A 13,341-nucleotide genomic window follows, 5' to 3' on the forward strand; every position below is an offset into this window, starting at 1 on the left:
TTTGTGTATATTTTTAATGAAGTTATTTTTTATATAACTATTGTTGTTGTTTGTAATTTATTGTGTGTTATTGCTTTTTTTAAGCAGAAAGAAATGGATTCTTATATAGAGACAAGGTTTGATGGTGTTGTTGAAAGTGGTAAATATTCAGAATTCTATGATGATATTCCTACTAAAATTATAACTAATAAAGTTATTAAGAAAACATATTTTGACCATATTCTTAAAATATTGTTTTCATTTGATAGAAATTCAGAAATATGTTCAGGTGATGAATTTAAGAGATTTTCTTTGTTTTCTTTTATTTTCTTTTTTTTGATTTTTATTTTTTGTATATCCTATATCCCGTTTAATTTTACTGTTGTTTTTATTTTTTCTGCTTTATGGATTGTATTTATTAGATTTCATTTTGTACGTAAAGTAAATAAGTTTAGAAAAAATCTTGTTGAACAACTACCAGATACTGTTTTTATGATGGCAAGAAGTCTAAAAATAGGTGTTTCATTGTCTCGTACTTTGGAGCTTATTGCAAGACAATCACCTGAGCCGACAAAGGCTTTATTTGAAGATGTTGTAAAAAAAATATCTGTTGGAAAAGAGTTAGGTGAAGTTTTGGACGAGCTAGCAATTAAATCTGGTATGAATGAGTATAGATTTTTTTCAATTATTACAAAATTGCAGAATAAAACAGGAGGGGGGCTTGCTGATATTTTAAATGAATTTGGAAAAAATATTAGAAAAAGAATTTCAGCTAGAAAAAAAGCTATAGCTTTAGCATCGGAAGCTCGTATGAGTTGTTATGTTTTATCGGCTCTTCCAATATTTATGGCTGTTGTATTAAGCATAATGAATCCACAATATGTTTCTGTATTGTATAGAACAGATTCAGGATTAAAATTGCTATATGTTGCTATGGTTTTATTTTTCTCTGGGATAAGTTCTATGTTTCTTGTGACAAAGCTTACGCTGAGGTGAGTGGTGATGTTGTTTTTTTTGATTGTATATATATTATTTTTATTGGCTTTTTTTATCGACGTTAATAGTTTGATTTCATTTAATAAAAGAAAGTTATTGAGACTGGATGGTATTTGTAAAAATTTTGATTTTGTGGAGAATGATAGTGATAATAAGTCAATAATATCATTTATTCTTTTGAAATTATCTGGATTTGTATCTAGATCAAAGCTGTTTAATGTTTATGGAGATAGTAATGAAAGAAAATATTTGGATATATTTGGATTTGATTATAGTTATTTTGTGTCTTTAAAAATATGTAGTTCATTTTTGTTCTCATTAATTGTATTGTTATTTTCATTTCTGATAAATTTAGAAATATTTTATTTAATTTTTATTTGTATTGTTTTTGGATTTGTGGGGTTTAAATTTCCAAATTTTATTTTTAAACAAAAGAGAAAATGGCATTTTTCACGAGTCGAAGCTGGAATGGCAGATGCTCTGGATCTATTTTTGGTGTGCGCAGAAGCGGGTTTGGCAATGGAATCTGCAATGGAATGTGTTGCTGTCGAGATGATGTCACTAAATAAAGATATAGCAGAGGAGTTTAGAATTACCATTAATGAAATGAGAATTAGTAGTGATAGAATAAAGGTTATAGAAGATTTTGGCAAAAGAACGGGTTTGGTCGCTATGCAGCGATTAAGTGGCGCTTTAATTCAAACATTTGAAACTGGATCTTCTTTGGTTTCTGTTTTGAGAGTGTTAGTTTCTGAGATAAGAGAAGATTCATTAATTAAATTTGAAGAAAAGGCTGCAAGGCTTTCTGTTGTTCTTACTTTTCCTATGATACTATTTTTGCTTCCATGTATATTTATAATTATTGCTGGTCCGGCAATGTTGGGTATTTTTGGTGTTCTTAAGAATTGATTTTATTTATAATTTAAATTTTTTCTTCTATGGGTCTATTTGGAAAATCACGTGTGAACATTTCTGCGCATGAGATTGGCGCCCAAGGCGACGAAGATCATGGCCTGTGACACGTCGACGCGGCGCTCGTAATCACGCACGAGCTGGCGCCAGTGGATCATTCTGCAAAGGTCCTCTCGACCACCCAGCGTCACGGCAACACCTCGAAGCCCTTTACTCTGTCACGACGACGGATAATCTCGACGATGAAATCCAGATAAGTCGCCTTGTGTATCAACTTCAAGCGGTCATAGGCGCCATCGGCGAACAGATGCTTCCCCCACAGCCAACGCTTGCGGATCGTATCTAGGATCATCTGAGCGCCGGCACTGTCGGAGATGTCGGCCCATCAGGAGGCGCCCGTCCGTGTCGACGGCGATATGCCGCTTGTGCCCGACGATTTTTTTGCCAGCATCGTAACCCTTGTCCTCGCATGAGGCGCCTTGATGCTCTGGGTGTAGATCACCGCGCTGTCGGACTGGCCTCGCGGCCTGCCTGCTCCCGGTCGAGCATCAGTTCAACGTCATGGATGGTCTGGAACAGGAGCCGTCGCGCCAACTCAAGAAACCAGCCATAGACCGTGCGCTAGTGCCCGAAGTGGATCGGCAGCATTCGCCAACCGCAGCCTGAACGAACGAGATAGCGCACCGCATTGATCACCTCACGAAATTCGACCTCGCGTGGGCGGTCACGACGCCCAAGACTTGGCATCAGCGGCGCGATCCGCTCCCATTCCTCGTCTGTCATGTCAGACGGGTAGCGTTTCGTCTTGCAGGTGATCCTGGCCATCCGGCCCCTCTGTTCTGGCGTCCACATCCAGAGATTGAAGCACATCAGACCGATTTTCCAAACAGGCTCTCAGAAACTTTGCCATCTACGGTGTGTCGTCAGTTAAGCCCTGAAAGCTTGAGGTGAAGGTTGTACTTTCTGTCGCTCTGTACTGACTGTTTTCCCGGCTTTGGAGAAGAACAACAGATGCGGCGCCATGGCTTACCTGACGACCAGTGGGAGCGGATAAAAGACCTTCTTCCGGGGTCGCGAGGGCCTTGTCGGCGGCACGGCTGCAGACAACCGCCTTTTTCGTAGAAGCTGTGCTGTATCGCTAGCGTGCGGGTATTCTCTGGCGTGATCTTCCGGCCCGTTTCGGGGGACTGGAAAAACGTGCACCAGCGACTGCGGCGCTGGTGTGAAACTGGTGTGACCGAAAGAATATTTCGCCTTCTCGCCGCCGATCATGACAATGAATACATGATGATCGACAGCACGATAGTCCGTGCGCACCAGCACAGCACGAGTGCCCATAAAAAAAGGACGCGAACTGACCACGACGATCAACGTCATCGTCGATGCCACGGGAAAGGCTGTGGCTCTTTCCCTGACGTCCGGGCGGAGAGCCGGTATCAATGAAGCAGAGCCGCTTCTGGATGAAGTCGATCCCAAGACCATCATCGCCGGTTAGGTTTGTGATGTGCCGCTCATCGAAAAACCCAAGGAACGGCACGTCACCCCGGTTATTCCGCCAAGGAGGAACCGATGCTATCCACGGCAAATCAGCTTCCTGCTCTGCAAAAAGAGAAACGCATCCAAACAGTTCTTTGCCAGACTGAAGCAGTTCAAAGGCATTGTAACGCCCTACAACAAGCTGGATACACCTTCCTCGCAGTCGTCCAACGTGTCGCCGTTATCGTTGGAATTAACTGGCGACACGTCCTACGAACGCGGTGAAGAAACTGACCTTCAGATCAAGGTGTTGCTTTGACCTGCTCCAGCGGCACACCTTTGTATTTGCCGGTCAGCGTCTTCAGGAATGCTGTGATGTCGGACACGTCCTGATCGGAAATCTTTCCGTCTGGTGTCTGGTAATACGCCATCTTGCGGACGGCATCTTCCAGCGTTTTCACGCTTCCATCATGGAACCACGGTCCGGTCAGAGCAACGTTGCGCAGGGTTGGCACCAGGAAGCGCGACTTGTCCAGCGGGTCATGGGTCACGTCTTCCCGACCACTATCGGCAGCCGTGAAAGCGCCGCCTCTATCAGCAAAGTAATCATGCTCAAGCCCCATGACCTCCATGGCGCCGCCGCCCATGTCGGGTCCACTGTGACAGCCGGAGCAGCCAATGCTCTTGAAGAGGGCGTAACCGTGCTTCTCCTGATCCGTCAGGGCCTTGTCATCACCTTTCAGATACAGATCGAACTTGCTGTCGGGGGTGATGAGTGTTTTCTCATACTCCGCGATCGCATCCGTGATGGTATCCTTGCCGATCGGCTGGTCTGGATAGAGTGTTGCGAACTGCGCTCCATAATCCGGATCGTTCATGATCTTGGTCGCGACGTCTTTCCAGTCATGCGACCCCATTTCCACGGGGTTCATGACCGGTCCTGCCGCCTGCTCGGCCAGTGTCGCGGCGCGACCATTCCAGAACTGCACGATATTGTAGACAGAATTATAGACGGTCGGCACATTGATCGGACCTTTCTGGCCCCCGATGCCTGTCGCCGTCACAAGATTGTCCACGCCGCCCTTATCCAGACCGTGACAGCTTGCGCAGTTCAGCGTGTTGTCACCTGACAGACGCTTGTCAAAAAACAGTTTTTCGCCCAACGCCACCTTGTCGGTGTTCACAGGCCAGCTTTCCGGAATGGGCTGAACCGGTTCGCCCGCGAACTTCGCCGCCACGCCGTTGCCTGCGTAATGCGCCCGACGTTCCGTATCGATCCATGTCAGGACAGCTTTACGCTGGCCCTCATTCAGGTGGGCGTGCCAGTGAATCAGCAGATACAGTGACGGTGGCATGCGGTTCTGCGTGATGACTTCTTCGATGCGGGATAGCTGTTCCTCTGTGGGAGAATCCCCTTTCTGGAAGGCGGCGATCACCGGCTCCATGCGGAAGTGGCGCAGACCCTGTTCCAGATCACGCTGCATCAGCGTGCTGGCCACGGGGAGGTGGAAATAGAAGGGCAGATCAGCGCCTTTAGTGTGACAGTAATCACACCGGGCTTCACGCAGCACATCGAAAGCGGCTTTTGCTGCCGGATCTTTCAGTGTCGGTGAATCTGCCGAGAGGGTTGGGCCTCCCTGATGATCGAAATGCTGGATATAGGCGACGGTCCCGCCATAGGCCGCCAGTCCGGCACCGATCAGTCCTGCGACGATACGTTTCACAATGCTCTCCAGAATTAAATGTCTGTAACCCGTATGTGCAGGATATCGCTGCGTCCTGTCAAAGCGATTATATTTATCTAAATAATCGTCAAAATCGATCAATGATCGAGATCAATCGGAAGACTGATCTTTCAGTCTCTGACGAGCGATTGCCACGTAGGCAGGATCGATTTCGATTCCGATACCGTGCGCTTTCAGGCGGGCTGCGGCCAGCAATGTTGTTCCCGTGCCCATGAAGGGGTCGAGAACAACAGGCTCAGGCTGACCATGCAGCCGGATGCAAAGCTCGGGCAGTGCAACCGGAAAAGTGCCCGGATGATTGAATTTCTGCTGTCTGTCACGAACGGTTTCATAAGGGACGAACCACGTATCGCCGCGACAGCGTCGGTCCTGTGCGTGTCCCCGACGGGCAATGTTGCTCTTGTCCTTGAATGGTACACCGGCATCGAGCCGTTTGAGCGGCACATCACCCTTTAATGTCAGATGAAACAGATGCTCGTGATTGCGGTTGAGGAAGCGTCCGCTGTTGACCGGTTTGAAATGGCCGAACGATGTCTCGCCGACTGCAATCGATTTGACCCATGAAATATGATTCTGGAGCACAAAAAGTTCACGCAGACGCACTGCCAGCTCGAACGGAAGCCAAGGCTCTGAGGACGTGCCTGCGATATTGAGGAAAAAGGACCCTTCCGGCTTCATGACACGACGGACGGCGCTGGCCACGCCCATCATCCAGTCGAGATAGTCCGCTTCGCTGCGGCGATCCTTATAGGAAAGATAGCCGAGACCGATGTTGTAGGGAGGAGAGGTGATGACGACATCGACCGTTTCCGCCTTCATCCTCTTTAGAACGCGAAGGCAGTCTCCCTGAACAATCTCTTGCTGACCAATGTGATACCGGCGGGTGCGGGGAAGCGGGGAGGCTTTTTCGGTTTCCGCTTTCCTCGCAGAGGCGCCGTCAGTTCTGGACTTCACGCACTCCGGGCCGCCGCAAGTCGCCAGCTTGAGCCGGCGACACCGAGCAGTTTCTCGAATGTCCAGAGATCGGAGAATTCGGTCACGGCATCGGTGCCGGTGACAGGCTTTCCGTCCTTGTCCAGAAGAAGGCTGATCTGGTCGGAAACAATGCGCACATCAATGGAGGCTGCTGTTCCGGCAGGGCCATCAGCGAGACGGACATCCTCGATTGCCAGACTGTCGATCCCCCGAATTGCGCTCTTCTGGGTTTCGTCCGCCTGTTCGCGTGCCGTGATGGCTGCGTCAAAAGCAGTATAGGCGTCGGGAGTCAGGCGCTCCCTGAGCACATTACGGTTGCCCGTTGCGTAGGCTTCGACAACCTGTCGGAAGGCGCCTTCAACGCCCGTCATGAACTGCTGGGGAACAAAGCCGGATTCCTTCTGGGCGACCTGAGCGAGAATGGAACCAACCCGGGTGTTGGGACCTGGGATATCGAGACGCGTGTCAGGAGCTGGCTCAGCCTTGCCATCAATAACCGGTCCTGCAGGCGCTTGCTGTGCCGGAGGCGGCATGGGTGCGATCTGGAAGCCGACTTTCTTGCCGAGAACACTGCGCAGGCGCAGGGCAAGGAAGGCTGCAATCAGCGCGAAAATTACAATATCGACCGGAAAATGGCCGAGAGAGCCGTCCATCAGCAATGCCACCCAACATGGATGCCGGGGCGGTTGTCGCCCGGCAAAAGAAATCAATTACCTAGAATAAGGTCCGCTCTCCTGCCATGCAATGACCCTGCTCATATTTGCTTCGATAACACGACATTCATGTCCGGGTGACAGGCTGCTTTTCTGCTCTGTCCGCCATTGCGGACAGGGGCACGTTACCCCTATCTGGGAAGCCATGATCGTTCTTCGCCATTGTCAGTCCGAGTTCAACCGGCTTTTCACCGCGACCCGAAAGGATCCCGGCATTGCCGATCCGCCTCTCTCCGAGAAGGGAGAGAAACAGGCGGAAGAGCTTGTTCAGGCGCTGGTGGGCGAGGGGATCAGACACATTATTGTCTCTCCTTATACAAGGGCTCTGCAGACCGCAGAACCGATTGCCCGTGCGCTGAACATTACGCCGACCATCAATCCTCTGATCCGGGAGCGTGCTGCTTTCTCCTGCGATATAGGCAGTCCGCCTGCCGCATTGGCATTGAATTGGCCCGAGCTCGATTTCTCGGGACTGGATGAAATGTGGTGGAGTTCCGCCATCGAGTCTCCGGAGGCCGTGGAGGAACGGGCCGCGTTGTTCCGCGCCGAAATGGCGGCCTCGCCGATGTGGCGTGACACGCTGGTGGTTTCCCACTGGGCATTTTTACTGGCGTTTACCCGAAGCAGCGTTGAGAACGGTTCATGGTTCAGACTTGATCCGACCGTGCCGCCTGCCATCTCCTGAAGCGGACGGTTGGCGAACGGGGTTCGTCATGCTACCGCCGGGCACTACACAAGGGCGAATTCGTCCGAATATGAAGGAAAAAGGACCACCATGTCTGACACCATGACTCAGGGCGTTCCGCCGGCTCTCCCGCTTGCCGTCAATCTTCAGTACACGAAGGACCTGTCTTTCGAAGTGCCGCATGGTCCCGAGATCTTCACGGCTCTGACGGCTGCTCCCCAGATTTCCGTCAATATCGACGTGCAGGCCAATCGTCTCCAGAACGATCAGCCGCATTTTGAAGTCGCCCTGACAATCAAGGCTGAAGCGGACGAAGCGCCCGCTACCGAAGGTGGTCCGGCTGGCCGCAAGGTGTTCATTGCCGAGCTGACCTATGCAGCTGTTGTCACGCTGAACAACCCGCCGGCTGAACTGGTCGAGCCTCTGCTGCTGGTTGAAGTGCCGCGTCTGATCTTCCCGTTTGCCCGCAACATTCTGGGCGATGTCACGCGTGATGGCGGTTTCCCGCCGGTTGTGCTGCAGCCGATTGACTTTGTAGCCCTGTGGCAGGCTCGCCGCGCCGAAGCATCCCAGACAGTCGGCCACGCCTGATTTGTCCTGTTGCAGGGAACGAAAATTTCCATCAGTCGTTCCCTGCGGCAGATGTTTGATATGACAGACTAGAGGAAGCAGACCGCATGGCCCATCTTTCATCCCGCAACCGGTTTCAGGCTGTTCATGTGGGTCTGATGGCGACGGCGCTGGTGTTCTCTTCCTTTGGCCTTTCTGGATGTGCCAATCATCCTGATGCCACCTCTGCTGCCCATTCCGGCCGTATTCCTCCCCAGACATTCCCGCCGGGCACTGTCACGGAAACGCCGCCGCCAGAGGGGCAGGTGCTAGTGAATGATCCTTCTGCTCCAGTTAACACGCCGCTTTGCGGAACTTCCGCACGCGAAGCGAACGCCATGGGGCAGGCGATTTATCCGCAGCCGCTGACCAATGGCGGGGCCTGCACGCAGAACGCCTGTTTTGATCCTGCGACCCAGACTTATATCGCGTCCGATAACAGCCGGCGTGTTTGCCGCTGAGAGACCGTCGCTTGCCGAGGCGATTAGTTTTCAGGGCGTTGTCCCAAACTCCACAAGGGCACGTGGTCCCTTTGATGCCGGCTTATTAAGTTAAGGCGCAGAGCGTTACTTCATTGTCTGTTTAAGGAATGTGAGATCATCGGTTGCTCATCAGAAACTGACGACTGCTTTGGTAATTACAGTCAGGATAACCGCTTTTTTGCCGCGCAAGAGCCCGCGAGTTCTCCTCTCCTGTGTGGTTAAACCGGAAAAAGCAAAGAACAGAGACACCAGATCCCTGTTCAATGATCCCAGATATAAGCGCCATCGTTAATGACGGATCAGAATGTAGTTCACCGTCACATCCAGATCGAAATGATCGCCCGTAATTCCTGGCGGAATGGGTGGAAGATGGGCGTTACGGAACATGCCGGTCGTGGCTGCGTCAAGCAGGTAGGAGCCTGACTGGTTTGTCAGACGCACAAACCGTACATTTCCTGACCGGTCCAGCACAACATGGACGGAAGACGGGCCTTCCTCGCCGTTCTGGGCGGCTTCTTCCGGATAATACATATGCCGTCTGATCCAGCGATCGACTTCTTCGCTGTAATCATCGCTGACGCCGCGCACGGTGCTGCGGGTGGCGAATGGCGTGTTCAGCTTGCCGTTCTGCACCAGTGGCCCAAGAGACAGGTCGATCGGGCCGCCTGACCCGCCCGTACGACCGTGGTGACGTGGGCGTGGAGGCGCTGATGACTGGTCCAGTGACAGATCGGTCATGGAATCAAAGGGCGACGGGGCACGCTGGTGGGTTGGCGTCTGTCGGGCAGTTTGCTTGCGCGGTGCGGATTGCTTTGTTGTCTGGCGGCTGGCCTTGCCTGCCTTGTTGGAGGCCGGGTTGACCGGAGCGTTTTCATTGGCCGGTTTCGGATAGCTTTCGTCCGATGGAGCCTCCGGTATTGGCGGGGCTGCGGGTGTTTCCGGAGTGGGGCGATCCGTGCCTTCAGCAGCTTCGGACTGTTCGGGCTGTGCTTCGCTGCTTTGCGATGACTTTGTCGCGGACGTTCCGCCTGCCTGCTGGTCCGAGTGCTCGCCTTTCATGCCGCTTTCTGCCGGCGGCGTGACAAACATCATGTCCACTGAGCCGGTTTCACTCGCCTGTGGGTTGCCGCGAGGGGCGTGATACAGCGACATGTAGATGGCGAAGGCCAGCAGAAGCGCATGAAGAAGCGCGGAAAACAGAAAAATGAACAGCAGATCGGGATCCGCGAAAACCTGCCGGGGGGAGAGCGGTGTTTTAGCGGATTTGAGGTTACGATACGCTCCCGTTTTCGCAATGAACGCCGGGCGCAGACCGATACGACCCGCGGCATCGGTTTCCTCTTCCAGAGCTGCATGTCTTGTTTTGGAGGTATCCCGCTGTTTCCCGGTACCGACGAGCAAGGGCTCTTTCTTCGTTCCGGGCGTAGCTGAAGGCCGTGGCGACGCCGTCATGGAGGTGAACATGTCTCCGGAAGAAGAAATCAGAAGTGCTGGTATTCAGGGACTGTTACCGCACATTGCCATCGGGAGGGAAGCATGACTACCCCTCTGTTGCTTATCAAAATGTCACGTATCTTGACGATGCTGTCTGCTTCCTTTGCGAGCGGGAGGGGAGAGGTTTTCTTCCGGTATCCGGATGAAACCACGCAGACAATGTTGTGTTGAGAAAATACATCCCTTTCAAAGGATGAGGGGAAAACGAAAAGCAGCGTCAAGGAAGGCATCGGCAAGGCGACGGACACTCCCGAGCTTGAGGCTGAAGGCAAGGCGCAGCAGCTCAAGGTCAAAGGCGCTCTTAGCGATCTCTGATTGACGGCCCTTTCCCGCCTTCAGTGGATTTCCGCATGAAGGCGGGACTGGAAGCCGCTCTTCAGGACAGGCGGCTGCGGTGCCTGAAGCTAACCGCTTCAGCAACGTGCTGTTTCCCGATGAGAGGAGCGGCTTCAAAATCCGCTATCGTGCGGGACACGCGCAATAGCCGGGTAAAGCCACGTGCTGACAGGCGCAGTTTTCTGGCCGCATCCGTCAGCAACGATCTGGCGTCATTCTCAAGCTCAAATTGATCCGGATTGGCTTCCGCATTGCGAACGGCCTGTCCCCGTGCATGTTGGAAATTTCGCGCAGCCGCTACGCGTTCCCTTATTGTGACGGAGCTTTCTCCGGCAGGCGCTGTCATCATGTCGACCGGTGAGAGCGGCTGCATGCTGACCCACAGATCCATACGATCGAGTAGTGGGCCGGAAAGACGGTTGAGATAATCTTCTCCACAGCGAGGCGCTTTGCGACATTCCCGGCTGGCGTCGCCAAGATAACCACACCGGCAGGGATTCATCGCGGCTACGAGCTGGAAGCGGGCAGGGTAGGTGATGTGAGCGGCGGCGCGGGCAATTGTCGTCTGGCCGGTCTCAAGCGGTTGTCTCAGGGATTCCAGAGCCTGTCGTGAGAATTCCGGAAGCTCGTCCAGAAAAAGAACACCACGGTGAGCCAGACTGATTTCACCCGGTTTTGCCTTGGCTCCGCCACCGATTAGTGCCGGCTGGCTGGCCGAGTGATGCGGGTCACGGAAGGGTGGCCGGCGAACGGGACCGCCGTCTTCGCTTATGATCCCCGCAGCGCTGTAGATACGGGTGACCTCCAGCGCTTCCGATGGCGTGAGGTCTGGCAGCAGGCCGGGCAGACGGGCCGCGAGCATGGATTTTCCAGAACCCGGCGCGCCTGACATCAGGATGGAGTGGCCACCGGCAGCGGCGATTTCCAGCGCCCGCCTTGCGACTTCCATTCCCTTTACGTCGGCCATGTCCGGGAATGAGTGGGCGATTTCTTCGGTGGCGGAAAAAACCGGAGGCGATAGAACCTGCTCGCCGCGAAAATGATTCACCAGTCCGACAAGATCCGGCGCGGCGAGAATATCGGAATTGCCGCCGAAGAGCGCTTCACTACCCTGCACGGCGGGACAGATCAGGCCGAGTTCCATTTCTGCGGCACCAAGTGAGGCGGAGATGACATTCGGGACGCGGTTGATGCGGCCATCGAGAGACAGTTCTCCCAGAGCGGCATAACGTCCGAGCTCCTCGATCGGGATGATTTCCATGGCCGCCAGCACGGCGAGGGCGATGGGCAGATCGAAATGCGAGCCTTCCTTGAGAAGATCGGCAGGCACCAGATTGACGAGGATTCGTTTGGGAGGAAGGGCCAGACCCATGGAGGTCATGGCGGCGCGGACACGTTCGCGCGCTTCACCAACCGCCTTGTCAGGCAGTCCTACAATCAGAAAAGCGGGAAGGCCGTTCGCGATCTGGACTTCCACCCAGACCGGAACGGCCGTGATCCCTGAAAAAGCAAAAGCACGGACGCGCGTGTTGATCATCAGCTTTCCCGGGACAACACGCGCCGCAGCAGGGCGTCAGGTGCCCTGATAGAGCAGGCGTGCGCGCACGGTGCCTTTCAGTTCCCGCAGCAGAGACAGCAGATGCATGTCCTTGTCGTCGTTTCCGCCGGTTTCGGCATCAACCACGACATAACCGATCTCGCCGTCTGTCTGGAGATACTGCGCCGTAACGTTGCAGCCTTCGTTGGAGAAGATGTCGTTGATCTTCGACATCACGCCGGGAAGGTTGTGGTGCACATGCATGAAGCGGGTGCCGCGCGGGCTCTGCGGAAGCTGCACGCTCGGAAAATTTACAGCGCCCAGAGTGGAGCCGATGTCCGAGTATTCGACCAGCTTGCGGGCGACTTCAACACCGATGCGCTCCTGAGCCTCGACGGTTGAACCGCCGATGTGCGGGGAGAGGATCACGTTGTCGAGTCCGCGCAGCGGAGAGACGAACTGCTCGCCAGCCACTTTCGGCTCGACCGGGAACACGTCGATGGCCGCACCCAGAAGGTGACCGGATTTCAGGGCTTCGGCTGCCGCATCAAGATCGACCACGTTGCCGCGGGCGTTGTTGATGAGGAAGGAGCCCGGCTTCATCTGACGGATCTGCTCCGCGCCGATCATGTTCTTTGTGCTGGGGAGCTGCGGAACATGCAGGCTGACGATGTCGCTCTCGGACAGAAGTGTCTCAAGTGTATCGCAGGCCGTTGCGTTGCCATGCGGCAGCTTGTCGACGACGTCGAAATAGAGGACGCGCAGACCGAAAGCTTCGGCCAGAACCGAAAGCTGTGAGCCGATCGAGCCATAGCCGATGATGCCCAGCGTCTTGCCGCGGACTTCCCAGCTGTTGGTCGCGGATTTGTCCCATTTGCCTTCGTGGCAGCCGACCGAGCGCGGGAAGATCCGGCGCAGCAGCATCACGATTTCACCCATCACCAGTTCAGCGACAGAGCGTGTGTTGCTGTAGGGGGCGTTGAAGACGGGAATCGCCAGTTCGCGGGCAGCGTCGAGATCCACCTGGTTTGTTCCAATGCAGAAGCAACCGATGGCGAACAGGCGGTCAGCGCCTTCGAGAACTTCACGGGTCAGCTGCGTGCGGGAACGGATGCCCACTACATGCACACCCTCAAGGGCTTCTTTCAGGGCATTGCCTTCAAGGGCGCCCTTGTGTCGGGTGACGCTCTCATAGCCACTGGCTTTCAGGAGCGCGACAGCACTGTCGTGTACGCCCTCAAGAAGCAGGATGCGGATTTTGTCCTTCGGGAGGGACAGATGAGGTGTCATTCAGTTCGCTCGTGCTGTTAAAGCGGCCCCGGCCAGATTTGGCATTGCCCGGAGCAGCTTAATTTCTGCCTGCAGGATCATGGGAAATCCTCACGGACAAAGCATCCAGACG

General features: G+C 53.5%; 13 protein-coding genes and 2 pseudogenes. 6 read left to right on the plus strand and 9 right to left on the minus strand.

Going from position 1 to position 13,341, the window contains the following annotated elements; all coding sequences use genetic code 11:
* Positions 1–3 precede the first annotated feature (3 nt).
* Both EMQ_RS00980 and EMQ_RS00985 read left to right on the plus strand, forming a co-directional pair.
* Positions 4–975, plus strand: a complete 972-nt coding sequence (locus EMQ_RS00980) for a type II secretion system F family protein (RefSeq protein ID WP_018307629.1) — start codon at positions 4–6, stop codon at positions 973–975.
* A gap of 6 nt (positions 976–981) precedes the next feature.
* Positions 982–1,884 carry a type II secretion system F family protein gene (locus EMQ_RS00985; RefSeq protein WP_018307628.1) on the plus strand — a complete coding sequence of 301 codons (903 nt, stop codon included), beginning with the start codon at positions 982–984 and terminating at the stop codon, positions 1,882–1,884.
* Between the two features lie 47 nt (positions 1,885–1,931).
* Here the strand turns inward: EMQ_RS00985 and EMQ_RS17360 are convergent, their stop codons facing one another.
* The 3 genes and pseudogenes from EMQ_RS17360 to EMQ_RS17370 form a co-directional block, all read right to left on the minus strand.
* Positions 1,932–2,045 carry an IS5 family transposase gene (locus tag EMQ_RS17360; RefSeq protein ID WP_010669106.1) on the minus strand — a complete coding sequence of 38 codons (114 nt, stop codon included), beginning with the start codon at positions 2,043–2,045 and terminating at the stop codon, positions 1,932–1,934.
* Between the two features lie 29 nt (positions 2,046–2,074).
* A pseudogene (locus EMQ_RS17365) lies at positions 2,075–2,324 on the minus strand (transposase).
* Between the two features lie 184 nt (positions 2,325–2,508).
* Positions 2,509–2,712 (minus strand): transposase, encoded by a 204-nt coding sequence (locus EMQ_RS17370; RefSeq protein ID WP_018307626.1) that lies wholly within the window; start codon positions 2,710–2,712, stop codon positions 2,509–2,511.
* A gap of 186 nt (positions 2,713–2,898) precedes the next feature.
* Between EMQ_RS17370 and EMQ_RS00995 the strand changes: the two are divergent.
* Positions 2,899–3,648, plus strand: a pseudogene (locus EMQ_RS00995) (IS5 family transposase).
* 17 nt (positions 3,649–3,665) lie between these two features.
* Here the strand turns inward: EMQ_RS00995 and EMQ_RS01000 are convergent.
* The 3 genes from EMQ_RS01000 to EMQ_RS01010 form a co-directional block, all read right to left on the minus strand.
* Entirely contained in the window at positions 3,666–5,087 is a 1,422-nt protein-coding gene (locus EMQ_RS01000) for a cytochrome-c peroxidase (protein ID WP_010667558.1), read from the minus strand.
* 111 nt (positions 5,088–5,198) lie between these two features.
* Entirely contained in the window at positions 5,199–5,927 is a 729-nt protein-coding gene (locus EMQ_RS01005; protein ID WP_018307624.1) for a DNA-methyltransferase, read from the minus strand.
* A 131-nt stretch (positions 5,928–6,058) separates the two neighbouring features.
* Positions 6,059–6,736 carry a Tim44/TimA family putative adaptor protein gene (locus tag EMQ_RS01010; protein WP_018307623.1) on the minus strand — a complete coding sequence of 226 codons (678 nt, stop codon included), beginning with the start codon at positions 6,734–6,736 and terminating at the stop codon, positions 6,059–6,061.
* A gap of 205 nt (positions 6,737–6,941) precedes the next feature.
* Here EMQ_RS01010 and EMQ_RS01015 point away from each other — a divergent pair, with 205 nt between their 5' ends.
* From EMQ_RS01015 to EMQ_RS01025, 3 genes are all read left to right on the plus strand, one after another.
* Positions 6,942–7,481: a histidine phosphatase family protein gene (locus tag EMQ_RS01015; RefSeq protein ID WP_010668728.1), complete on the plus strand. Its 540-nt coding sequence runs from the start codon at positions 6,942–6,944 to the stop codon at positions 7,479–7,481.
* Positions 7,482–7,571: 90 nt separating this feature from the next.
* Positions 7,572–8,072: a protein-export chaperone SecB gene (secB, locus tag EMQ_RS01020; RefSeq protein ID WP_010668727.1), complete on the plus strand. Its 501-nt coding sequence runs from the start codon at positions 7,572–7,574 to the stop codon at positions 8,070–8,072.
* A 137-nt stretch (positions 8,073–8,209) separates the two neighbouring features.
* Positions 8,210–8,551 (plus strand): hypothetical protein, encoded by a 342-nt coding sequence (locus EMQ_RS01025; RefSeq protein ID WP_026199899.1) that lies wholly within the window; start codon positions 8,210–8,212, stop codon positions 8,549–8,551.
* A gap of 309 nt (positions 8,552–8,860) precedes the next feature.
* Here EMQ_RS01025 and EMQ_RS01030 read toward each other — a convergent pair whose 3' ends face one another.
* The 3 genes from EMQ_RS01030 to serA form a co-directional block, all read right to left on the minus strand.
* Entirely contained in the window at positions 8,861–10,024 is a 1,164-nt protein-coding gene (locus EMQ_RS01030; RefSeq protein WP_026199898.1) for an energy transducer TonB, read from the minus strand.
* Between the two features lie 418 nt (positions 10,025–10,442).
* Positions 10,443–11,939 (minus strand): YifB family Mg chelatase-like AAA ATPase, encoded by a 1,497-nt coding sequence (locus EMQ_RS01035; RefSeq protein ID WP_010668840.1) that lies wholly within the window; start codon positions 11,937–11,939, stop codon positions 10,443–10,445.
* A gap of 36 nt (positions 11,940–11,975) precedes the next feature.
* On the minus strand, positions 11,976–13,229 hold the full coding sequence (gene serA / locus EMQ_RS01040) for a phosphoglycerate dehydrogenase (protein WP_010668839.1): 1,254 nt from the start codon (positions 13,227–13,229) through the stop codon (positions 11,976–11,978).
* Between the last annotated feature and the right edge of the window lie 112 nt (positions 13,230–13,341).

Source organism: Acetobacter aceti NBRC 14818 (assembly GCF_000193495.2).
GTDB classification, from domain to species: domain Bacteria; phylum Pseudomonadota; class Alphaproteobacteria; order Acetobacterales; family Acetobacteraceae; genus Acetobacter; species Acetobacter aceti.